A 22,779-nucleotide genomic window follows, 5' to 3' on the forward strand; every position below is an offset into this window, starting at 1 on the left:
AATATTTTCGAGGCAGCGGATTGACACCGACAGCTTTGAAACGACCAGGTGTTTTGCCTGTCGGGCGATATCCCGCTGCCGGATTGCGCCAGGCTCCGTCAGGCCGACATCGCTCCCTCGCGCCCGAACGGACCGAACAAGCGCACGACCTCGCAGACGGCGACGAGGCCGGCGAGCCAGGCAGCGCTGGTCAGCCCAATGCGCGTCACGATGGCGGCGGTGAAGGCGCCCTCTCCGCCCAGGAACGGCGTCGCGGCGAGCAGCGCGAGCTCATAAGCCGCATAGGCGGCAAACAGCGCAATCGCGAGCATCAGCGGCGCGCGTCCCTGCGGCAGCATGCGGAGCACGCCCGATGCCACCACAGTCGCCAGGAGCGCCGCCGCGCCGATCACAAAACCCCAGGCGATGCTGCTGCCATCGATAGGATAGTGCAGCGCGCTGAAGCCGATTGTCTGGTTCACGAGCCAGGCGCCGGTGACGACGAGCAGCGCCGGACGCAGCGGCAGCATCGCAGCCGCGACGACGGCGAAAGCCGCGAAGGGCGTCGCGCAGGCAAACGCAAAACTCGCGAGCGCGCACGATACCGTCAGCAGCGCGAAGCCGAACATCGGCGCGAGACGCGGCGCCACCGGATGGAGGCGGAAACCGTCGCCGTCGGACGACAGGATATTGAGAGCCATAAGTGATCTCCTTCTCTTCGAGTTTTAGTCCATTTGGGCGCCTGTGACAGCCCCATCGAAATCAAAACGCGGCGCCGGCCCTGAGCAGAAAGGTGCGACCGGGTAGCGGATAGGCGCTGAAGCGACCGTCCGTGAAGGTGCTTGCGATGGCGTAGTCGTAGTAGAGCGCGTTCAGCACATTGTTGACGCCGAGCGACCAAAAGTAGCGCTCAAATTGGCCGCTGAGCTTGAGGTCGATGGTGCCGTTGGCGGGAATCGGCTTCTGGGTTCCGGCTTGGTCGTTGTCCATGCGGCGCTCGCTCCAGAACCGCGCGGTGGCGTCCAGCACCAGATAGTTCTGCCAGATGTTCCAGGTGAGGCCCGCACTCGCGGTGTAGCGCGACACCAGCGGCACGTCGTTGCCCGCCCAGGCGCCTTCGCGGAAGACGGCCCGTGTATAGGCCATGCCGGAACGCACCAGCAAGGCGTCGTTGATGCGATAGGAGACACTGGTCTCCGAGCCGTAACGGCGGGTCGGATCCAAGTTGGTGTTGTAGAACAGGATCGGATTGAAATGGATCTCGTTGGCGAGGTCCATCAGGTAGAGACTGCTCTGCATCTGCAGTCCGCCTCCTCTGATGCGCAGCCCGCCTTCGATGTCCTGCGAGGTCTGGGTCTTGAGCCGGAACGTTTGCGGGAGCGGATTGAAGAACGGGTCGAATGAAGGGCCTGACGACACCCGCTCGTCGACATCAGGCGTGCGGAAGGCGCGCGCAGCCCGGCCGAACAGCGCGACGGTTTCACTGAGGCGATGCTCGGCACCGAGGTGCAGCGCATATTGCGTCTCGTCGCTCCCGAGCGGGAGCGCGCCGATGTCGGCGTTGAACGGAGCCGCCGCATCAAAATCGTCACGTGCCGAAAGGCCGATGTTCTGCACCCGGGCGCCGTAGGAGATGTCGGTCGCGGCCGTCACGGCCAGGGTGTGCTGGACATAGCCGGCAACCGTCTGCTGCCTGAGGACGTAGTTGTGCCAGGGGGCGAGACCCTGGCCGGCGCCGCGGTTCTGCTGAAAGCTCGCATCGTAATAGTCGACGCCAGTCAGCAACTGCGACGGCATTCCGAAGAGCAGGCTCTTCACGCTGAGCCGCGGCGTGATCGACCACGTCGTCAGATCGGCGTCGACATAGGTCGACGTGAAGAAAGCCGGAACCGGCGTCGGGCTCGAGAAGAACGCACTCTGCTGCTTCTTGTCGCGCAGGCCGCCGTCGACGATGAGATCGACGCCGTTGACCAGGGTTTTCGTGAAGCCCGCGGTCGCGCTAAAACCCTGCTGATTGGCGTAGTTGAAAGGCGTGCTGGCCCCTCGCCGGTTGCTCGCGAGCTCGTCGAGACCGATCGACGGATCCACGGTGCGGCCGCCCGGCAGTCGCAGCTCCTGATTGTCACCGGCGACGGTCAGGAAGGCGGTCAGGCCAGGCATCGTGTAGTTCAGATTGCCGACGCCGTTCTCCTGGGAATAGCGATTGTTGTCGCGGTAGCCGTCGGTCCTGACGGCATTGCCGTGGAACGAGGTCGACCACGGACCGGAATTGAGCGCGGTCGAGACGTTGCCGAGCCCAGTGTTGAACGAGCCGAAACCGGCCTCGATGCGCGCTGTCGCGGGCGGGCCGTCGACGCCGTTCTTGGTGACGATGTTGATGACGCCGCCAACCGCATTGTCACCATACAGCACCGCACCGGAATTGCCGCGCGTGACCTCGATACGCTCGATGGCATTGAGCGGGATCGTGGAGAGGTCCACCTGCGCCATGTCGATGTCGTTCAGCCGCCGTCCGTTGACCAGCACCAGCGTATTGGCCGTGGCGAGGGCACCGAAGCCGCGCAGATCGACACTGGTCTTGGCACCGATCTGGCCGCCGTAGAACGTCGTGATCTGGGCGCCCGGAACTTGCGTCGCGATGATCTCGGCCAGGATTTGCGACGGCGCATGGGCGATGTCCGCAGCCGTGATGACGGTCGTGGCCGCGCCGACGATGCCGTCATTGCCGGCGGCGGCTCCACTGCCCGAGCCGGACGAGCCGGTCCCGCTCGGCGCACCATTTGGCCTCGCCCGGCGCCTCCCCGCATCGCCGTCGCCGGCCGCCCTGGCCCGCGTACGGCTCTGATCGTCAGGCTGGGTCACTTCGAGTGGCGGCAGCTGCTCGGCACCGGCCTGCTGTGCGTGGGCGATGGAGGGATCGAGCGAATAGAAGAAAGCGGCCGCAACGATGCCGGCGCAGCAGCGCCGGCAGGCAGTGACAAAACGGGACAAAATCATAACCTCGGCATGACGTCAGTGGCACGTCACAGCGAACGAGGCTTTACGGCGGAGCGATCGATTGCTCCGGTGAAGCTGATGTCTGTACTCCCCGACCGACATCTTCGCGTGTGACCACGGCTGACGGCAGGTCTCCTGGCTCGCGGGTCGTTACCTCTACGTCGCCTTCCCAGGACCGAGATTCCCAGTGGCACAGGACGAGAGATTCACCGCTTACAGTTGCGGGGGCAGCCATGGCATTGAGAAGATCCCCGCGCCGGGGCATCTCGCACCACGTTCCCTTTTGATCTCCGTAAGGAGAACCGTCACCGGCCAATCTAGGGGGCGCCCAGGCCGGGAGTCAATCGACTGCTGGCATCTCGGCCGCAAGCGCGATCGGCCGGCTCCCAGACGGATCGGGCAATGCCCCGCGCCTATGTTCGTCCCCGCGGGCGCTGGGCCTGAGCCCAGGCGACAGCGACATCGCGCGGCGGAACGTCGAGGCGCTTGATCGGGGTCAGCTCGCCGGAGGCCGAGACGATCGCGGTCTCTTCGCGCCGGCAGCGCGTGCAGACGAAACGGACCTCATGCGGGGATGCCGACCAGTTTGAACGTTTCACGTTGGCGGCCATCGGCCAGGCATCGCAATGCGAGCACGACACCAGGAACCGGCCGGGATCGAGCATACCCATTCCATCGGACTCCGCGTCCTTCCCACTGCTTCCAATGACTATCCTATGTGAATCGTTCCGGTGCCTCGGCACCGTCAGCGCAAACTCCGCTGAAAGCCTGCGAGCTGCTCATGTTCCTACAAGACCTCGGGGGTTTCGTCGGCAATGGCATTGCGCAAGCAGCCGACCTTGTCGATCTCGACCTCGACGACGACGCCGGCCTTCATCCAATTGAGATTGGCATAGCGATACCTTGGCAAGGCCGCCGACCTCGGCGACGGTGTCGCCCTCGAGCTCAAGTCGAGACGGCGGGAACGATGGAGGCTTGGGATGGCGCGGTTACGATCCCTGCGACGCAGAAGGCAATCCGCTCAGCGAGCCCCCTTGAGGGTGCAGGAGGTCGTGCACGTGACCGTTGTGCCGCGATCGCACGATCTGCAGGCGTTGACGCACTGGCTCATGTCGCGTGGATTGTAGCTGTAGTTTCGCATCGGACAGCTCGACGTCGTCGAGCCGGTGATATCCCGCTCCTGGTCGCAGGCCGCCGTCATGAGCGCGAATATGATCACCGCAACGAGGCGCATGGGACTTGCCCTGTCAGGCACAGCACGACGACACTCGCGAGGTGCGCTGCATTGCAACGAACCCCGACCTTCCCACCACGAGCCACCGCCAATCAGCGATGCGCGTGCTGCGAGAATGCGTGCTAAATGTTAAGAACGGATTTCAGCCGGCCTCAGGCCGCAGCCGTGGTCGCGATCGCCTGCCGAATATCCACCGCCAGCTGGCGATACTGTTCCCCGAGCCTCAGATAGAACTCGCGCTTGGTGCCGTCGGTGGCGAGCTTGGCGATCAGCTCGCATTCGGCGCTGAGCGTCTCGAACCGTTCCAACCTGTCCTGAAGTTCTGTCATCGGCGTGTCCCCGTCAAACGCCACAAGGACAGCTAACCTAAATCCGGGAAATACGTCACGGCGAACATCGTTATGGGGTAGCATCAATTATTCCGCGGCAGCCTATTTCTGCTCGAGCCGCCAGGCACCATCCCAATTGGCATCCGGCGGATTGGCCGCGAACTGCGCGATGCGGCCGAGCATCGCGCGCGAGGGACCGTCGCCGGGGACCGCCTCGAGCGCCGCGTTGAAGGCGGCATGGGCGTCGTCGAAACGCCCGGCGCGATAGGCGGCGAGACCTTCGACATAGTGCGTGCGCAAACTGACTTGCGCATCGGAGAGTGCGCCCGGTCTCGCCATCACTTCGAAGATCGTCTGCGGCGCGCTTTGGCCCGCGACCGCAAGCCGGTCGATCTCGCGCAATTCGAGGCGAGATCCAATCGCGTCCGCAGTCGCCTGCGAGACCAGGATGCGGGTGCCGTAGACCTTGTTGACGGCCTCCAGGCGCGAGGCGAGGTTCACGGCGTCGCCCATCACGGTAAAGCTCATCATCAGCTCGGAGCCGATGCTGCCGGTCAGGACCTCGCCGGTGGCGATGCCGATCCGCAGATCGCACGGCGCGGGCATAGCGCGAATACCGAGCAGATCGGGCAGCTGCTTCTGCAGTGCGGGCACCTGGTCGGCCATTTCGACGGCGGCAAGCCCGGCGAGCAGGGCCTGCTCGTCCTCTTCGACGAAAGGCGGTCCCCAATAGGACATGATGGCGTCACCGATATACTTGTCGATGACGCCGCGATTGCTCCTGATGGGGCCGGACATCATGGTGAAATAGTGATTCATCACCTTGACGAGGCCGCGCGGGGTCATGCCCTCGCTCATCGAGGTGAAGCCGCTCATGTCGCAGAACATGATGGTCATGACCCGGCGCTCGCCGTCGATTGCGACCTCCGGCCGCTCGATCAGTCCCTGCACCACCTTGGGGTCGATGTAGCGGCCAAAGGTCTCCCGGATGCGCTCGTTCTGCCGCAACTGCTCGATCATGCGGTTGAAGGCCGCGGCGAGCTCGCCGATCTCGTCCTGCGTCGAGACTGCGATGGGCTTGTCGAACCGGCCCGCCTCGACCTCGCGCGTGCCGGCCAGCAGCAGCCGCACCGGACGCGTGATGCCGCCTGACACCAGCAGCGCGAAGGCAAATCCGACGATCGCCGCGAGCAATGTCACGAGTCCCGAAACGATGATCGTCTGATGCTGGCGGCTGATCACCTGCGACGTCGAGAAGTAGACCTGCGCCAGCATATCGCCGCGGATCGTATCGATCTTCCGGTTGAACTGTTCACGCGCCACGTCGATGTGTTCCAGCGTGCCGCGCACCTCGGCCATCTGCTTGGCGTCGACCTGCTTGAGGAGCTTCGCATGGTCCTCGCTCAGGTCACGCCGCAGCTCGGTAACGGCGGTGTCGATGCGGAGATCGATTCGCGCCAGCGCCGCATTGTCGGAAAACGTTCTGGGGTCCTCGATGATCGCGTTGATCAGCTTGCGCGCAGCCTCAGCCTCCTCCTCGATCTTGCGGTCCGATTGCTCGAAGTCGCGAAGGCGCGCCGTATAGGCCTCCTCATCCGACGGCGCCTCCATCCGGGTCATGACCATCCGCCGCAGCGCCAGCCCCCGCTCCAGCGAGCGACTGCTGGCGCGCGCCAGATGGCTATAGGCCGGGATGTAACGGTTGGTCAGTTCATCGAGCAGGACGCCGACCTGGCTGGACATCACCATCGACAGGATCGAGGTGACCAGCATCAGGACGATCAGTCCGAGGGCGATGCCGACGATCTTGCGCCGGATCGACTGGTTGAAAATCGGCATGGGTGCGGAAGGCAAAGGCCAAAAGAACGGAATGAGGGAACTCCATACACCGGACTGGCTGCGGGAACACGCGCAATCTTGGTCCTCCTGGCGTCCCGTACCATGCAACCGCCGGGCGAGCCCGACCTTAACGACGGGTTAACAGGCCCTGGCCTTTTCTCCTTTGCGGCAGTTCCCGCAACGCATCCGTTTTTTGCCGCATTGTTGCGACAGCGTTAGAAATGCGGAACGATGCCCCGGCATCGTTCGATATTTCGATTCTCAAGCCGCATGTCGTCGCGGACCTTGGTTTGTAGTGGTTTCGCAGGGGGACCATCGAATGAACCAGTGCCTACGCTCGCTCGCGTGTTTCGTTGCCGTGGCCGCAATCGCCCTCCTTCCCACGGAACTGGTCGCGAAAAGCAGCCAGAAAACGGCCGCGCCGAAGAAGACGCATGAGGCGAAAGCCGGCAAGCACCGCCACGCCTCCGCCGGGAAAGCGCGACATGGCAAGCACGCCGAGGCCAAGCGCAAGTCGAAGAAGACGGTCGACGAGCCCGCGGCCAAGCCGGCCGCGCCGCCGCTGACCGGCGACCTCGCCGCGCTGAAGGACGCCATCGATCTCGCGCGCAAGGGCAAGACGGATGACGCGAGCGCGGCGCGCGACCGCATCGCCGATCCCGCCGGACAGAAACTCGCCGACTGGTTCATGCTGCGCCATTCCGAGAGCACGGCCAATTTCAAGCGCTATGCCGCCTTCCTCGCCGCCAATCCGGAGTGGCCGAGCAGCGCCCTGCTCCGCCGCCGTGCCGAGGCGCGGTTGTGGCAGGAGAAGGCCGACGCCGCCACCGTGCACAAGTTCACGATGGACCGGCCGACCAGCGCCAAGGGCAAGTTTGCGCTCGCCCGCGTATTGCGCGCCGAAGGCGATACCGACAGGGCCGCCCGGTTCGTACGCGAAGCCTGGCGCGTCGACGAATTGTCCGAGCGCAGCGAGGAGGATTCCTACGAAGCGTTTTGCGATCTTCTGTCCGCTGACGACCACCGCGCGCGCATGGACAAGCGGCTCGGCGCCAAGGATTACGCAAGCGCGAGGCGCGCCGCCAAACGGCTCGGCGAGGATGATCTCGCGATCGTCAAGGCCTGTGCCGCGGTCACCGGCAAGGAGAGCAAGGCCAAGGACTATCTCGAGGACGTGCCGGCCGGCGCGCGCCGCGATCTCGGCTATGTGCTGTGCCGCGCCCAGTGGCATCTTCAGAACGACCGCATCGACGACGCGGCCGAGGTGATCCTGGCCGCTGCACCCGACATGATGTCCGCCCAGGACACCGATGCCTGGTGGCGCGAGCGCCGCATGCTCGCGCGCAAGCTGCTCGATCAGGGCAAGTCCAGGACCGCCTACGATGTGGTGCGCACGGCGGCCATACCAGAAAAGGAAGTATACCGCGTCGACTATCACTTCATGTGCGGCTGGATCGCGCTGCGCTTTCTCGATGATCCCACGACGGCGATGATGCACTTTGCCGCCATCGACGCGGGCTCGTCCAATCCGATCGCGCTGTCGCGCGCCCATTACTGGCGCGGCCGCGCCGCCGAAGCCATGGGCGCCACGGCCGATGCGCGCATGAGCTATCGGGCGGCGGCACGCTATCAAACCGCCTATTACGGCCAGCTCGCCCGCGCAAAGCTCGGCCTCGACCAGATCGAGCTGCGTCCGCCCTCGCCTGTGCTGGCCTCGGCCGACACGCCCCCCATGGACGAGCGCGTGCGCGCCGCCGATATGCTCTACGGGATCGGCGAGCGCGATATGGTGTTCTATTACGCCGAGGATTTCGCCAAGGAGAGCAGCGACGTCGCAGCACTCGAAGCCCTCGGCGAGCTTGCCCGCCGGCGCAACGATGCGCGCGTGATGCTGGAGGTCGGCAAGACGGCGCTGGCGCGCGGGCTCGCGCTTGACCATTACGCCTTCCCCACCATCGGCATCCCCGAGCACAAGCAGGTCGCGCCCGCGATCGAGACCAGCGTGATCTATTCGGTGGCGCGCACCGAAAGCTCGTTCGACCAGCGCGACAAGTCCCATGCCAATGCGGTCGGGCTGATGCAGGTGACGCCGGAAGCGGGGCGCGATACCGCCAAGCGGTTCGGCCTGACCTATGACTGGGGCAAGATGGTTTCCGATCCCGTCTACAACACGCAGATGGGCGCGGCCGAGCTCAGTGCGCTCTTTTCGGAATATCGCGGCAACCAGATCATGACCTTCGCCGGCTACAATGCCGGGCGCGGCCGGGTGCGCGAATGGGTGCAGACGCGCGGCGATCCCAGGGATCCCAATGTCGATCCGGTCGACTGGGTCGAGCGCATCCCGCTGTCGGAGACCCGCAACTACGTCCAGCGCGTGATGGAGAACGTGCTGGTCTACCGCACGAGGTTCGAGGAAGGCGGCACGATCGCCGGCAAGAGCGATCGGCGCATCGTCACGCAGGAGGCCGGCGCAACGGCACCCGTGGCGGCCGCAGCGCCCGCTCCCTAGGCGACGTCGCCGGGGCTGGACACGGCGCCTGCCAGGTTGCGTCGCTGCGGCTTCCACGCGAGTGCCGTCGCGTAGCTAGGTGTCACCTCCTTCCATCGTGGTCGGATCGCGACCGTCCGAATATGCGCCGGTCAAGATTCTTGCGAAGGCGAAGGCGTGCATCGTGCAGCTCCAGCACAAGACGGCGCCCAGGACCGTGAACATCTCGATCGCGTTGCGAGCGGCGACCTCGACGTTCCCGGAGGCCGGCCCGTTGTGCCCAGGCACCGACCAATGCGTCAGCAGCGTCACGAGTTCGCCGCGCCGGTAGCAATCGTAGTCGCAGTAGCGCCGCTGCGTCCGCACATGCCGGACATAGCCGGACCGGATCGACCGCGAGCAGGTGCTGCACGTGGACGCGCACAACGGGGGCTCGTGATTGACCACCATGAATTTCATGAAGCCGCCCTCATGCGATCTTTCGCAAGCGCCTCGCAGAACAGCGCGTAGCACTGATGATTGCAGTAAGGCAGACGGGTCGCGATCTCGCGGAGATAGCTGTCGCTGAGCGGCTCGCAGCACTGCATACACCAGGCCTGCCGGAACGGGGTCCGGCCGTTCACCAGCACGAACGCGAATCTCATGTGGCACCTCCCAAAGCGAAGCAGTAAACGCTATCCAGCGGTGACAGTGCGGGCGGCGGAGCGCAAAGGTGGTTTCGGCCGTCCGGATTATCCCTGTTTCGCTCCACCTTTTGCGGTGGAATCAGGATGTATCTGCCGTCCTCCCGGCGCCGGGCATAGATCTGGTCGTCGATGTATTTGATGTCGGTCGGATAGCAGTCAGCACTGTTGCAGCAGCTGACGCTCGGATTGTCCGGCATGTGCCAGGTCGAATAGAATTTCTCGTGCAGCGCCTGGTCCTGGGGTGGGTGCCGGCGATGTACGGCATCATGTCCCACCTCCTGTGCCCGGACCGTCGCAGTGGAGGCGAGGAGAACCATCGAGCACAACAGCTTGCATGAACGGTTCAACGTACGCTCCCGGATCAGCTCCTTGGACGATGTTCAGCTCTCTAATTCGACCTCACGCGGCCTTAACCCGGAACAACCACCGGTGATCGCGCTCGCGGCGCGTTCGGAAGCGATCGACACACTTCTTGGAGCAGAGCGCGGTGCGCCAGGAGTAGTAGCGGATCAGGCCAAACTTGCCGCCACACACCGCACAGCCCTTGACTGAAGAGCAACATTCGGACTCGGATCGGCCACGCTCAGGAAGCACCGATGTCGCGCACATTGTCATCTTCCTCCCTTGCTCGCGCTTTGCCAGTTCGTTTCCCTCGACTTCACGCGGGTGGTCGCTTGCCGCAAATTGCAGCGACATCGTCCTTGGTCTTCGCCTGCCGGTAAGACGCCTCCGTCGCAAGCTTCGGACCGGTTCTCGTGCGCTCGCTGCGACACTCCCGATGGGTCATGAGGCTATTCCCAGGGGACGAGACGCTCAATTGTACGGAGGTAAACGACCGATATGACTAGGAATGGAGGAGCTATACCTAGGTTTGTCCCTACCCGCCCGGAGGGCTTCCCCGCCGGCTCATCTGCAACGAGACGGCGCACGATGCTCCGGCCACACGGCCACCGTGAAAAGCATGCCGGCATGGCGTACGTGATGCGCCGCACTGAACAGATCGGCCGCCGTCAAGTCACAGGCGAACGGCAAAGCTGCCCAATCCGACCTTGGCGGGAATTGCTCGTCTCGCTGCAACGTGCTCTACTTGTATTCACGCAGAGAACGCCGGGAGCGTCTGCGATGAAGCCTGGCCGAGCAGCGACATTCGGGAAGTCAGCAGCGCAATTCCTCGTCGGCTGCGTAAGGCAAACCGTAACCCCTAAGCCGCGCAGCGAGCCCGATGGTGACGACCTGCTCGAGGCGGTCAAGCAATGGCAGCAAGTCTTCGAGCACACCCCGGTCATGTACTTCATGGTCGATCCAGCCGGAACCGTGATCAACGTGAACACGTTCGGCGCCGCGCAATTGGGCTATGCCGCCGCGGAACTGATCGGCCGATCGGTGCTGAATGTCTTCTTCGAGGAGGATCGCGACTTCGTCCGCGCGTGCGTCACGCTGTGCCTTGAGACCGTCGATCAGTCCCACACCTGGGAGATCCGGAAGATACGCAAGGACGGCTCGGTGCTATGGGTGCGCGAGAATGCCAAGACCATGCTGCGGGGCGATGGCGGACCAATCGTCCTGATCGCCTGCGAGAACATCACCGAGCGCAAGGAAGCCGAGAATGCGCTGCGACAGAGCGAGGCCTATCTCGCCCAGGCGCAGGAATTGAGCCACACCGGCAGTTTCGGATGGAAGGCCGCAACCCGCGAGATCACCTGGTCCAAGGAGACCTATCGCATCTTCCAGTGCGACGAGGGAAGCAAGCCGAAGATCCCGTTCATGCTCCAGCGGATCCATCCGGACGACCGGCTCGCGGTGCAACAGACTACGGCTCGGGCCGCGCGAGAGGGAAAGGATTACGACCACGAATACCGGCTCGTGATGCCCGACGGCTCCATCAAGTACGTCCGAGCGGTCGCTCGCGCGATGCGAGATTCGAACGGGTGCGTGGAGTTCGTGGGATCGGTGACCGACATCACGGCGACCAAAGAGGCAGAGCGCAGACTGCGCGCGAGCGAGCAGCGCTTCCGCGACTATGCTGAAACCGCCTCCGACTGGTTCTGGGAAACAGGGCCAGACCATCGCGTCACCCAGATATCGGAGCACTCCGATACCATGACCGCTCCCGCCGGCCTGATCGGACTCACGCGTTGGGATATCGCTCCTGACGCCGATCTCGAGCCGGAGAAGTGGCAACAACACCGGGCGGCGCTCGATGCCCACGTCCCCTTCCGCGACCTGGTGTATCGGAGCAAGGATCGCAGCGGGCAGCCGATCTACGTCAGGACCAGCGGCAAGCCGTTCTTCGACGCCGACGGCGCTTTTCTGGGCTATCGTGGCGTCTGCACTGACGTAACCGCAGCCATCCGGGCCAATCAGGCCGAAGACGCGCTGCGCAAGGCCCAGGCCGAGCTCGCCCATGTGACGCGTGTCACCACACTGGGTGAGCTGACCGCTTCCATTGCCCACGAAATCAATCAGCCGCTCGCCGCTGTGATCGCAAACGCCGACGCCTGCCTCGCCTGGCTGCAGCGCAGTCCGCCGGATCTCAAAGCGGCCCGCCGCTCCGTCGAGTGGATCGTCGAGGATGGCACGCGTGCCAGCGACGTGATCCGTCGCGTTCGGGCGCTCGCTAAGCGCTCCGACATCGACATGGCTCCGCTCGACGCCAATGTCGTCGTACGGGAGTCGGTGGCGCTCGTTCAGCGTGAGATGGCCAGCCACTCCGTATCGGTGCGAATGGAGCTGTCGTCGGCGCTGCCGAAAATATTCGGCGACCGGATCCAATTGCAACAGGTCCTGATCAATCTGATCATGAACGGGATCGAGGCCATGGAAGAGGTCCACGATCGCCCGCGCGAGTTGGCGATCCGTTCGGCGGCGAGCGGCGATGGCGCGGCGCTGGTGAGCGTTTCCGACTGCGGCGTCGGCATCAGTGAACAGGCCATTGACCGCCTGTTCACGCCGTTCTTTACGACGAAGTCCACCGGCATGGGCATGGGGTTGTCGATCTGTCGATCCATCATCGAGGCGCATGGTGGACGGCTTTTCGCCGCACCCAACCAGGAGCACGGCGCGACTTTTCAGATCACCTTGCCCCTCCATCGAGAGGAAACTTCGTGACCCAGCGCGGGGAACCTCCGTCGCCGCAGGAGGACGACGGCGATCAGCCAATTGTCTTTATCGTCGACGACGACGCGTCCATGCGCCGTGCGCTCACCAATTTATTCGAGTCGGTCGGCCTCAAGGTCGAAGCATTCGGCTCGGCACCACAACTCCTCCACGCCAAGCCGCCGGAAGTCCCCAGTTGCCTCGTGCTCGACATCCGCCTTCCCGGAGCCAGCGGCCTTGATCTTCAATCCGATCTCGCCAAGGCGAATATCCACACGCCTATCATCTTCATCACCGGTCACGGTGATATTCCCATGACGGTTCGGGCCATGAAGAGCGGCGCGATCGACTTCTTGACAAAGCCGGTCCGCGACCAGGACATCCTGGATGCAGTCCAGGCCGCGATCGAGAGAGACCGCAAGCGCCGCGACCTCAACAGGACGGTCTCGACCGTGAGATCCCGCTTCGAGTCACTGTCCTCGCGGGAGCGAGATGTATTGTCGCTGGTAACAGCCGGCCTGATGAACAAGCAAGTGGCTGCCCAGCTCGGATTGGCGGAAATCACCGTCAAAATCTATCGCGGCCAGATCATGCGGAAAATGGGCGCGAAGTCCCTGGCCGATCTGGTGAGAATGAGCGAGGCGCTCGGGATAGGGTCCAACAAGCCGGACACACAAACCTAAGTATGAGTTTCCAATCGTGACTGGCAGGTCCACCTTACCGGCCTATGTGCAGCCGTGGCGGCGGCAAGCGTGATGCCGGGTGAGGAGCGGACGTCTTGTCAGCGGCTTCGGTCATTTCGGTGCTTGACGACGACCCTTACGTGCGGGCCGCGATCAATAATCTCCTGGAATCGCGCGGGTACGTCGTCCATACATTCGCCTCAGCCGAGGAGTTTTTGAAGTCGCCTGATTCGAATGACACCTCGTGTGTGATCGCCGACGTGCAGATGCCGCTGATGACCGGAATCGATCTGTTGATGCAGATGCGCACGCATGGTTCGGCGACGCCGTTCATCTTCATCACAGCCTTCCCGGATGAGGGCGTACGGGCGCGTGCCCTCAAAGCCGGCGCAATCTGTTTTCTCGGCAAGCCGTTCGCCGCCTCGGATCTGATGCAGTGCCTGGACCGTGCGCTGGCGGCAGGTCACGAAACCCTGCAGTGAGCGCCCGGCGGCCAGCAGGCGCGACGGTGACGGCGATCAGGATCAATCCCGCTGCTCGCGAGGGCTTCCCCCGAGATGGCCGCGCGCTCGCAGAACCTCACGACATACCGCGAGGTGTGGGTTGCCCGCTTCAATCCACCTTGATGTTCGCCGCCTTGATCATGGGCCACCATTTTGCGATCTCGGCCTTCTGGCGGGCGCCGAGCGCTTCAGGCGTGAGCTGATCCTTGGGGGGCATCTCCAGACCCTGGCTTTCGAGCTGCTTCCTCACTCCGGGATCGTTCAGCGCTTCCACGGCGGCCGCATTGAGCTTGGTCACGATCTCTTTCGGCGTACCCTTCGGAACCCACATGCCCGACCACAGCGTCATGTTGAAGCCTTTCAGGCCCGCCTCCTCCGCAGTCGGAATGTCGGGCGCCGAAGGCAGGCGCTTGTCGTCGGTGATGGCATAGGCGCGGATGGTGCCGGCGCGGACCTGGTTGATGGAGTTGGAGGTCTGGTCGACGATGAGATCGATCTGGCCGGCGATGAGATCGTTCAGTGCCGGCGCAGTGCCGCGATACGGCACGTATTGCAGCTTGATGCCGGAGACGTTCTCGAGATAGACGCCGGCGATATGGCTACCGGAGCCCGCGCCGGCGGTGCCTGCGGTCGGCGGCGACGGCCGCGATTTCAGCCAGTCCAGCAGCTCCTTGAGCGAAGTCGCAGGCACCGCATTCTTGCTGACGACGATCATCGGATTGCTCGGCAACAGCACCACCGGCTCGAGATCGGCGACGAGATCGTATTTGAGCTTGTAGACGGCACCGTTGGCGACGTGGGTGCCGAGGTGGCCGAACGAGATGGTGTATCCGTCCGGCGGCGATTGCACGGCGCGAGCGACGCCGATCGAACCGCCCGCGCCGGTGACGTTCTCGATCACCACGGGCTGCCCCAACGTCACCCGCATCCGGTCAGCGAGGACTCGCGCCATCGCATCCGACGGTCCGCCGGCGGCGAAGGGCACGATGACGGTGATGGGACGTGACGGATAGTCGTCGGCGCGCGCGGCGCCGGTCACAGCGAGAACAGCAATCAGCGCAGCCCAAGCGGCCTTCTTCATTGTCTTCTCCCCAGCGATGTCGTTGTTTTTTTTGGCCCTCTGCCCGCGTACGGGAAGAGGGATCATTCGTAGCCCATTGTCGCGCTAGAACTGCGCGTAGTCGATCGGCTTGTGACGGTCGAGCGTGCGGGTGACCGGCGGCAGCGGGTACTTCAGACCGGTCGCGCAGTTGAACAGCATCACGCGGTCGATCTTGCTGACGCGGCCGTCGGCGAGGCTCTGCTTGTAGGCGGCGTAGGTGGCGGCGCCCTCGGGACACAGCAGCAGCCCCTCCTCGCGCGCAACCTCGTTCAGCGCCGACGAGATCTTGTCGTCGTCAACGGCGATCGCGAAGCCCTTGCTGTCGCGCACCGCGCGCAGGATCAGAAAATCGCCGATCGCCTGCGGCACGCGGATGCCGGACGCAATGGTGTGGGCGTCCTCCCAGCGCGTGGCGTGCTCGGTCCCGGCTTCGTAGGCGCGCACCATCGGCGCGCAGCCCGACGCCTGCACCGCAACCATGCGCGGGCGCTTGCTTCCGATGAAGCCGATCTTCTCGAGCTCGTCGAAAGCCTTCCACATGCCGATCAGCCCGGTGCCGCCACCGGTCGGATAGAAGATCACGTCGGGCACGTCCCAGCCGAGCTGCTCGGCGAGCTCGATGCCCATGGTCTTCTTGCCCTCGATGCGGTACGGCTCCTTCAGCGTCGAGGTGTCGAACCAGCCGACTTTTGCCTTTCCTTCACCGACGATCTTGCCGCAATCATCGATATAGCCATTGACGCGGTAGACGGTCGCCCCCTGCAGCTCGATCTCGCTGACATTCACCTCCGGCGTGTCGGCCGGACAGAAGATCGTGGTCTTGATGCCGCAGGACGTCGCATAGGCCGCCAGCGCCGCGCCGGCGTTGCCGTTGGTCGGCATCGCCATATGCTTGATGCCGAGCGCCTTGCCCATCGACACCGCCATCACGAGACCGCGCGCCTTGAACGAGCCGGTCGGCAGCCGTCCCTCGTCCTTGACGATGATCTCGCCGCCGCCGAGCTTCGCACCCAGCTTCGGCAGCCGGATCAGGGGCGTCGTCACCTCGCCGAGCGAGACGATGTCCTTGCATTTGCGCACGGGCAAGAGCTCGCGGTAGCGCCACATGTCGCCGGGACGCTGGGCGAGCGCGTCCTTGGTCAGCGCCTTCTTCACGCCGGCGAGGTCATAGCGCACCAAGAGCGGCTTGCCGGCCTTGGAGAGGTTGTGGACCTGGTCGGCGGCGTAATGATCGCCCTCCATCGCGCATTCGAGATGGGTGACGAAAGTCGGGCGTTCGATGGTGAGGTTGTCGTTGTCGTGCATGGGTTGATTTCCTTCTTATTCTGCAATCGGTTCTCTCTGCTCGTCATTGCGAGCGCAGCGAAGCAATCCAGAGGTCTTTCCGCAGCGGCAGTCTGGATTGCTTCGCTGCGCTCGCAATGACGGCGGCGGGCGACGCGCTCGTCCGTCAAATATTCAACACCCGTCCATACGCATCCAGCACGGCTTCCTTCATCATCTCCGACAGCGTCGGATGCGGGAACACCGTGTGCATGAGCTCTTCTTCCGTGGTCTCCAGGTTCATGGCGACGACGTAACCCTGGATCAGCTCGGTGACCTCCGCGCCAACCATGTGGGCGCCGAGGAGCTGACCGGTCTTCTTGTCGAAGATCACCTTGACCAGGCCCTGGTCCTCGCCGAGCGCGATCGCCTTGCCGTTGCCGATGAAGGGGAAGCGACCGACGCGGATCTCGCGGCCGCTCTCCTTGGCCTTGGCTTCGGTGAGACCGACGGAGGCGACCTGCGGCTGGCAATAGGTGCAGCCCGGGATCAGGTTCTTGTCCATAGGATGCGGATTGAGACCCTTGATCGCCTCGACGCAGATCACGCCCTCATGCTCGGCCTTGTGAGCCAGCATGGGCGGGCCGGCAACGTCTCCGATGGCGTAGATGCCGGGAATGTTGGTCTTGCCGTGGCCGTCGACGACGATGATGCCGCGGTCGGTTTTGACGCCGAGTTTCTCCAGGCCCAGATTTTCGATGTTGCCGACGACGCCGACCGCCGAGATCACGCGCTCGAATTCGGTCGTGACGGGCTTGCCCTTGCCGTCGTCGATGGTGGCAACGACGCTGTCGGCCTTCTTCTCCAGCTTGGTCACCTTGGTCGACGTCATGATCTTGATGCCCTGCTTCTCCAGCCGCTTGCGCGCAAGACCTGCGATCTCGGCATCCTCGACGGGCAGGATCTGCGGCAGCACCTCGACCACGGTGACGTCGGAGCCCATGGTGTGGAAGAAGGAGGCGAACTCGATGCCGATCGCGCCCGAGCCGACCACCAGCAGCGATTTCGGCATCCGCTCCGGCACCATCGCCTCGAAATAGGTCCACACCAGCTTCTTGTCGGGCTCGAGCCCCGGCAGCGCGCGCGGCCGTGCGCCGGTCGCGACGATGATGTGCTTGGCCTGATAGGTCCCCTCGCCCAGCGCGCCCTTCGGGCCCTCGACGTCGGACTTCTTCACGATGACCTTGCCGGGTGTGTCGATCGAGGCGGCGCCCCAGATCACGCTCACCTTGTTCTTCTTCATCAGGAAGCCCACGCCGTCGTTGAGGCGCTTGGAGACGCCGCGCGAGCGCTGCACCACCGCTTTCGGATCGAACGAGACCTTCTCCGCCGACAGGCCGTAATCCCCCGCGTGCTGCATGTAGTGGTAGATCTCGGCCGAGCGCAGCAGCGCCTTGGTCGGAATGCAGCCCCAGTTCAGGCAGATGCCGCCGAGATAGGATTTTTCGACGATCGCCGTCTTGAAGCCGAGCTGCGCGGCACGGATCGCGGTGACGTAGCCGCCGGGACCGGAGCCGATGATGATGACGTCGAAGGATGTGTCGGCCATGGCGGCTCCGTTCAACTCAAGAGGCGCCGCGGGCGCGGCGCTTGACCAAAAGAGACCTCACCAGCCATTCGAGCACCACCACCAGGACCATCACGGCCAGTGCGGCGAGCACGATCGGCTGGGCGATGTTCCGTGCCAGTTGCTCGCCGGCAAAGAACGCTGAGTGAAGAAAATCGAGCCCGATCGGGCTGAGCGCGACGACGGCCCCGAGCAGCAGCGATATCCATGGCCAGCGGGTCCGGACATGCAAGGTTGCCCCCTCTGCCGCCGCTTCAGACCATCATCATGACGGGGTTTTCGATCAACTGCTTGAACGCGCCGATCAGCTCGGCTCCGAGCGCGCCGTCGATGGCACGGTGATCGCAGGACAAGGTCACGCTCATCATGTGCGCGATCTCGATCTTGCCGCCGCGCACCACGGGCCGCTCCTCGCTGGTGCCGACCGCGAGGATCGTCGCATGCGGCGGGTTGATCACGGCGGTGAAGTGGCTGATGCCGTACATGCCGAGATTGGAGACGGCCGTGGTACCGCCCTGGTAATCCTCCGGCTTGAGCTTGCGCGAGCGGGCGCGCGCGGCAAAATCCTTCATCTCGTTGGAGATGGTCGAGAGCGTCTTGGTCTCGGCCTTGCGGATGATCGGCGTGATCAGGCCGCCGGGCATCGCGACGGCAACGCCGACGTCGGAGTGGTGATGCTTGACCATGCCGCTTTCGGTCCAGCTGACGTTGCAGTTCGGGATCTTCTGCAGCGCCACCGCCATCGCCTTGATGACGAAGTCGTTGACCGAGATCTTGTAGAGCGGCTTCTTCTCCTTGTCCTTCGGCGCGGCGGCGTTGATCTCCTCGCGGGCAGTGAGCAGCTTGCCGATGTCGCAGTCGATGGTGAGGTAGAAGTGCGGAACGTTCTGGATCGAGGCGGTCAGGCGCTGCGCAATGGTGCGGCGCATGCCGTCATGCGGGACGATGTCGTAGGAGCCGGGCTCGAACAGCGACAGGATCTGCTTGTCCGACATGGTCGGCGCGATCGCGGGCGCGCCTGACGGTGCCGCGGCGGGCGCCTTCAGACCCTTGCCGGACTCGGCCTGCTCGACGTCGCGGGCGACCACGCGGCCGTGCGGACCGGTGCCGGCGACCATGGCGACATCGATGCCGGCTTCCTTGGCGAGACGCCGCGCCAGCGGCGACGAGAATACACGGCCGCCATGACCATTGGCTTGCGCTGCCGGAGCTGCAGCCTGCTGCGCGGGTGCCGCGGCGGGCGCAGCAGCTTTCGGTGCGGCGGGCGCAGGCGCGGGAGCCGGCGCAGCAGGAGCCTCAGCGGCCTTTGGCGGCGCGGCCGAGGCGCTGGGCTTGGCGCTACCCGCAGCCTTCACGTCCTCGCCCTCGCCGGCGAGCACGGCGATCACGTCGTTGACCGGGACATCCTGCGTACCCTCGGGCACCAGGATCTTGGCGATCGTGCCTTCATCGATCGCCTCGACCTCCATGGTCGCCTTGTCGGTCTCGATCTCGGCGATGACGTCGCCGGATTTGACCTTGTCGCCTTCCTTCTTCAGCCACTTGGCGAGGTTGCCCTTCTCCATCGTCGGCGACAGAGCGGGCATCAGGATGTTGATGGGCATGCTGACCTCACGAAGAACTTCTCAAAAACGTCGTCCTCGATGTGAAGACGAACAAACCAGGTTTAGTTGCCGATGTCGCCCTGCCACAGGCGTTCATTGGCTGGGATGGAACGCCAATTCTTCATCATGGTGATGGAGCGGTCGTCGGCGAGGTCGATCCAAGGAATCCCGAACTTGTCGAGGATGTCCTTGGAGCCTTCGAAGGTGACGGATTCCCCGATCACCACCAGCTTGACCTTGAACAGCGCGAGTGCGCCGGCACACATCGAGCATGGCGACAGCGTGGTGTACATGACGGTGTCGTGGAACTTGATCGCGCCGGCTTCGCGCAGGCAGCTCATCTCGCCGTGCAGGATCACGTTGTTCTCCTGCACGCGGTTGTTATGGCCGCGGGCGATGATCTTGTTGTCGCGCGTCAGCACGGCACCGATCGGCAGACCGCCTTGCGCGATCGAGGTCTCAGCCTCGCGGATCGCCTCGAGCATGAAATCGAAGTGATAGGATTCGATCGCCATGGTCAGTGCCCCTTACCGCGCGGCGTCGTGGTGCCGGTGTCGGTGGGACGCTCGATCTCGGCCTGGAACATGTCGAGGATCCGGTTCAACGCGTCCTCCTCGGTGTATTCGCTTTCGCGCGCATAGGCGCGCGCGGCATGGCGGGCGAGATCGACGAGCAGGAGGCCCCACATGTCGGGCTCCTCGAAAGCGCGCTGGAACGCCATCGACAGCCCGCCGTCCAGCACGAACACGCGCAGGATCTCGACCGCGTCCTCGCGGTCCATGACGTCGGGTGGCAGTGGCTGCTCCTTGGGGCCCGCCATGATCTACCTGTAGCAGACGGCTTTGGCGGCCTCGACGACTTCCGCCGCCGAGGGCAGCGCGAGCTTCTCCAGATTCGCGGCATAGGGCATCGGGACGTCCTTGCCGGAGACGCGCGCGACCGGCGCATCCAGATAATCGAAGGCGTTTTCCATGATGCGCGCCGCGATCTCGGCGCCGACGCCGCTCTGGGCCCAGCCCTCTTCCACCGTGACCGCACGGCCGGTCTTCTTGACGGAGCTGATGATGGTTTCGGTGTCCATCGGGCGCAGCGTGCGCAGGTCGATCACTTCGGCCTCGATGCCGTCCTTGGCGAGTTCGTCGGCGGCCTTGAGCGCATAGGTCATGCCGTTCGACCAGGAGATGATGGTGACATGGCTGCCGGAACGCACGATACGCGCCTTGCCGATCGGGATGATGAAATCGTCGAGCTTGGGCACCTCGCCGGTGTGACCGTAGAGCACCTCGTTCTCGAGGAAGATCACCGGATTGGGATCGCGGATCGCGGCCTTGAGCAGGCCCTTGGCGTCTGCTGCCGAATACGGCGCGACCACCTTCAAGCCCGGAATGTGCGAGTACCAGGACGAGTAATCCTGGCTGTGCTGGGCGGCAACGCGCGCGGCAGCACCGTTGGGTCCGCGGAACACGATCGAGCAACCCATCTGGCCGCCGGACATGTACAGCGTCTTGGCCGCGGAGTTGATGATCTGGTCGATCGCCTGCATGGCGAAGTTGAAGGTCATGAACTCGACGATCGGCTTCAGGCCGGTCATCGCGGCGCCGACGCCGACGCCGGCAAACCCGTGCTCGGTGATCGGGGTGTCGATGACGCGCTTGGCGCCGAACTCCTGGAGCAGGCCCTGGGTCACCTTGTAGGCACCCTGATATTCGGCGACCTCTTCGCCCATCACGAAGACATCCGCGTCGCGGCGCATCTCTTCGGCCATGGCGTCGCGCAGCGCTTCGCGGATGGTCTGCGTCACCGTCTCGGTGCCGGCGGGCACCTCCGGATCCGGCTCGGCAACGGCCTGCGGGGCGGCAGGCGCGGCCTTCGGCTGCGGCGCCTCGGCCTTGGCGGCGGCAGGCGGCGCCGACTCGGCAGCTCTCTCCTGCTTGGCCGGCGCGGACGCCTTGCCGAGATCGGCGGCGCTCTCACCGTCGGCGAGAATGGTGGCGATCGGCGTGTTCACCGCAACGTCGGCGGTGCCCTCGGGGATCAGTATCTTGCCGAGCGTGCCTTCGTCGGTCGCCTCGACCTCCATGGTGGCCTTATCGGTCTCGATCTCGGCGATGACGTCGCCGGACTTGATCGTCTCGCCCTCTTTCTTCAGCCATTTGGCGAGGTTGCCCTTCTCCATCGTGGGCGACAACGCGGGCATCAGCACTTGAATTGGCATATCGACTCCAAAGAAAGCTTGCGCGCGTTCAGCGGTAAACGTCGGTCCAGAGCTCGGCGGCATCCGGCTCGGGATCGTGCTGGGCGAAATCAGCGGACGCGTTGACGATGTCGCGCACCTCGGCGTCGATCGCCTTCAGGTCCTGCTCGCTGAGCTTGGCCGCGAGTAAGCGGTTGCGCACCTGCTCGATCGGATCCTGGTCGTGGCGGACCTTCTCGACCTCCTCGCGTGTGCGATATTTTGCAGGGTCGGACATCGAATGACCGCGATAGCGGTAGGTCTGCATCTCCAGGATGAAGGGACCCTTGCCGGCGCGGCACCAAGCCGCCGCCTCCTCGCCCGCAGCCTTCACGGCGCGGACATCCATGCCGTCGACCTGCTTGCCCGGGATGTTGAAGGACGCGCCGCGCTTGGAGAAATCCTGCTGCGCCGAGGCGCGCGAGACCGAGGTGCCCATGGCGTAGCGGTTGTTCTCGATGACGTAGATCACCGGCAGCTTCCAGAGCTCCGCCATGTTGAAGCTCTCGTAGACTTGGCCCTGGTTGGCCGCGCCATCGCCGAAATAGGTGACGCTGACATTATCGTTGCCGCGATAGTGATTGGCGAAGGCGAGACCGGTGCCGAGCGAGACCTGGGCGCCGACGATACCGTGGCCGCCATAAAAGTGCTTCTCCTTGCTGAACATGTGCATGGAGCCGCCCTTGCCCTTGGAGTAGCCGCCTCGGCGGCCCGTGAGCTCGGCCATGACGCCGTTGGCATCCATGCCGGTGGCAAGCATGTGGCCGTGATCGCGATAGCCGGTGATGACCTGGTCGCCCTCTTTCAGCGCCATCTGCATGCCGACCACCACGGCTTCCTGGCCGATATAGAGGTGACAGAAGCCGCCGATCGCGCCCATGCCGTAGAGCTGGCCGGCCTTTTCCTCGAACCTGCGGATCAGGAGCATGTCGCGGAGCGCTTTGAGCTCCTGCTCCCTGGTGAATTCCGGAGGCGAACCGCCGTTGGTCTTGTCCTGTGGAGGGCTTGCGGCGGCTTTCTTGGGGGCGGCCATGGGAATTCCGGGTCAGAGAAAACTTTCGCCCTCTCTAACCCAAGTCAAACGCCCTTGGAAAGCACCGCGGCGGCATGGCACGA

22 protein-coding genes and 1 riboswitch are annotated in these 22,779 nt (G+C 64.3%); of the genes, 4 read left to right on the forward strand and 18 right to left on the reverse strand.

The window, feature by feature from the left end; genetic code table 11:
* Window positions 1–98 precede the first annotated feature (98 nt).
* From ABIG06_RS32380 to ABIG06_RS32405, 6 genes are all read right to left on the reverse strand, one after another.
* Window positions 99–680 carry a hypothetical protein gene (locus ABIG06_RS32380; protein WP_370140000.1) on the reverse strand — a complete coding sequence of 194 codons (582 nt, stop codon included), beginning with the start codon at window positions 678–680 and terminating at the stop codon, window positions 99–101.
* 61 nt (window positions 681–741) lie between these two features.
* Window positions 742–2,970: a TonB-dependent receptor gene (locus ABIG06_RS32385; protein WP_370140001.1), complete on the reverse strand. Its 2,229-nt coding sequence runs from the start codon at window positions 2,968–2,970 to the stop codon at window positions 742–744.
* Between the two features lie 114 nt (window positions 2,971–3,084).
* Window positions 3,085–3,298: riboswitch (cobalamin riboswitch) on the reverse strand.
* A gap of 91 nt (window positions 3,299–3,389) precedes the next feature.
* Window positions 3,390–3,647 carry a hypothetical protein gene (locus tag ABIG06_RS32390; RefSeq protein ID WP_370140002.1) on the reverse strand — a complete coding sequence of 86 codons (258 nt, stop codon included), beginning with the start codon at window positions 3,645–3,647 and terminating at the stop codon, window positions 3,390–3,392.
* Between the two features lie 116 nt (window positions 3,648–3,763).
* Window positions 3,764–3,886, reverse strand: coding sequence for a hypothetical protein (locus ABIG06_RS32395; protein ID WP_370140003.1), 123 nt, complete (start codon window positions 3,884–3,886; stop codon window positions 3,764–3,766).
* 476 nt (window positions 3,887–4,362) lie between these two features.
* A complete protein-coding gene (locus ABIG06_RS32400; RefSeq protein ID WP_199751279.1) occupies window positions 4,363–4,539 on the reverse strand; it encodes a hypothetical protein in 177 nt (58 codons plus the stop codon).
* A 102-nt stretch (window positions 4,540–4,641) separates the two neighbouring features.
* Window positions 4,642–6,378 carry an adenylate/guanylate cyclase domain-containing protein gene (locus ABIG06_RS32405; protein ID WP_370140004.1) on the reverse strand — a complete coding sequence of 579 codons (1,737 nt, stop codon included), beginning with the start codon at window positions 6,376–6,378 and terminating at the stop codon, window positions 4,642–4,644.
* Between the two features lie 319 nt (window positions 6,379–6,697).
* Here ABIG06_RS32405 and ABIG06_RS32410 point away from each other — a divergent pair, with 319 nt between their 5' ends.
* Window positions 6,698–8,887 carry a transglycosylase SLT domain-containing protein gene (locus ABIG06_RS32410; RefSeq protein WP_424578483.1) on the forward strand — a complete coding sequence of 730 codons (2,190 nt, stop codon included), beginning with the start codon at window positions 6,698–6,700 and terminating at the stop codon, window positions 8,885–8,887.
* Between the two features lie 75 nt (window positions 8,888–8,962).
* Here ABIG06_RS32410 and ABIG06_RS32415 read toward each other — a convergent pair whose 3' ends face one another.
* The 3 genes from ABIG06_RS32415 to ABIG06_RS32425 all read right to left on the reverse strand — a co-directional run bounded on the left by ABIG06_RS32415 (window position 8,963) and on the right by ABIG06_RS32425 (window position 10,248).
* Window positions 8,963–9,325, reverse strand: a complete 363-nt coding sequence (locus ABIG06_RS32415) for a hypothetical protein (protein ID WP_370140006.1) — start codon at window positions 9,323–9,325, stop codon at window positions 8,963–8,965.
* Window positions 9,322–9,510, reverse strand: coding sequence for a hypothetical protein (locus ABIG06_RS32420; RefSeq protein WP_370140007.1), 189 nt, complete (start codon window positions 9,508–9,510; stop codon window positions 9,322–9,324). The genes ABIG06_RS32415 and ABIG06_RS32420 overlap by 4 nt, the downstream gene beginning before the upstream one ends.
* A gap of 441 nt (window positions 9,511–9,951) precedes the next feature.
* Window positions 9,952–10,248, reverse strand: a complete 297-nt coding sequence (locus tag ABIG06_RS32425) for a hypothetical protein (protein ID WP_370140008.1) — start codon at window positions 10,246–10,248, stop codon at window positions 9,952–9,954.
* Window positions 10,249–10,674: 426 nt separating this feature from the next.
* Here ABIG06_RS32425 and ABIG06_RS32430 point away from each other — a divergent pair, with 426 nt between their 5' ends.
* The 3 genes from ABIG06_RS32430 (at window position 10,675) to ABIG06_RS32440 (ending at window position 13,813) form a co-directional block, all read left to right on the forward strand.
* Complete coding sequence (locus tag ABIG06_RS32430; RefSeq protein WP_370140966.1) at window positions 10,675–12,660, forward strand: PAS domain S-box protein; 1,986 nt, start codon at window positions 10,675–10,677, stop codon at window positions 12,658–12,660.
* Entirely contained in the window at window positions 12,657–13,331 is a 675-nt protein-coding gene (locus ABIG06_RS32435; RefSeq protein WP_245454378.1) for a response regulator transcription factor, read from the forward strand. Before ABIG06_RS32430 ends, ABIG06_RS32435 begins: the two co-directional genes overlap by 4 nt.
* A gap of 95 nt (window positions 13,332–13,426) precedes the next feature.
* On the forward strand, window positions 13,427–13,813 hold the full coding sequence (locus ABIG06_RS32440; RefSeq protein ID WP_370140009.1) for a response regulator transcription factor: 387 nt from the start codon (window positions 13,427–13,429) through the stop codon (window positions 13,811–13,813).
* Window positions 13,814–13,943: 130 nt separating this feature from the next.
* Here the strand turns inward: ABIG06_RS32440 and ABIG06_RS32445 are convergent, their stop codons facing one another.
* The 9 genes from ABIG06_RS32445 to pdhA all read right to left on the reverse strand — a co-directional run bounded on the left by ABIG06_RS32445 (window position 13,944) and on the right by pdhA (window position 22,696).
* Window positions 13,944–14,915: a tripartite tricarboxylate transporter substrate binding protein BugD gene (locus ABIG06_RS32445; protein WP_124158158.1), complete on the reverse strand. Its 972-nt coding sequence runs from the start codon at window positions 14,913–14,915 to the stop codon at window positions 13,944–13,946.
* An 84-nt stretch (window positions 14,916–14,999) separates the two neighbouring features.
* Window positions 15,000–16,241, reverse strand: coding sequence for a threonine synthase (locus ABIG06_RS32450; RefSeq protein WP_370140010.1), 1,242 nt, complete (start codon window positions 16,239–16,241; stop codon window positions 15,000–15,002).
* Between the two features lie 145 nt (window positions 16,242–16,386).
* Window positions 16,387–17,808 (reverse strand): dihydrolipoyl dehydrogenase, encoded by a 1,422-nt coding sequence (lpdA, locus tag ABIG06_RS32455; RefSeq protein WP_370140011.1) that lies wholly within the window; start codon window positions 17,806–17,808, stop codon window positions 16,387–16,389.
* A gap of 16 nt (window positions 17,809–17,824) precedes the next feature.
* A complete protein-coding gene (locus tag ABIG06_RS32460) occupies window positions 17,825–18,058 on the reverse strand; it encodes a hypothetical protein (protein ID WP_124158155.1) in 234 nt (77 codons plus the stop codon).
* A gap of 22 nt (window positions 18,059–18,080) precedes the next feature.
* Window positions 18,081–19,430 carry a pyruvate dehydrogenase complex dihydrolipoamide acetyltransferase gene (locus ABIG06_RS32465; protein ID WP_370140012.1) on the reverse strand — a complete coding sequence of 450 codons (1,350 nt, stop codon included), beginning with the start codon at window positions 19,428–19,430 and terminating at the stop codon, window positions 18,081–18,083.
* 62 nt (window positions 19,431–19,492) lie between these two features.
* Entirely contained in the window at window positions 19,493–19,945 is a 453-nt protein-coding gene (locus tag ABIG06_RS32470; protein ID WP_124158153.1) for a nucleoside deaminase, read from the reverse strand.
* 2 nt (window positions 19,946–19,947) lie between these two features.
* Complete coding sequence (locus ABIG06_RS32475) at window positions 19,948–20,250, reverse strand: DUF5076 domain-containing protein (RefSeq protein WP_061881819.1); 303 nt, start codon at window positions 20,248–20,250, stop codon at window positions 19,948–19,950.
* Window positions 20,251–20,253: 3 nt separating this feature from the next.
* Window positions 20,254–21,645 (reverse strand): pyruvate dehydrogenase complex E1 component subunit beta, encoded by a 1,392-nt coding sequence (locus ABIG06_RS32480; protein WP_370140013.1) that lies wholly within the window; start codon window positions 21,643–21,645, stop codon window positions 20,254–20,256.
* 28 nt (window positions 21,646–21,673) lie between these two features.
* On the reverse strand, window positions 21,674–22,696 hold the full coding sequence (pdhA, locus tag ABIG06_RS32485; protein WP_370140014.1) for a pyruvate dehydrogenase (acetyl-transferring) E1 component subunit alpha: 1,023 nt from the start codon (window positions 22,694–22,696) through the stop codon (window positions 21,674–21,676).
* Between the last annotated feature and the right edge of the window lie 83 nt (window positions 22,697–22,779).

Source organism: Bradyrhizobium sp. USDA 326 (assembly GCF_049739485.1).
Taxonomy (GTDB): Bacteria; Pseudomonadota; Alphaproteobacteria; order Rhizobiales; family Xanthobacteraceae; genus Bradyrhizobium.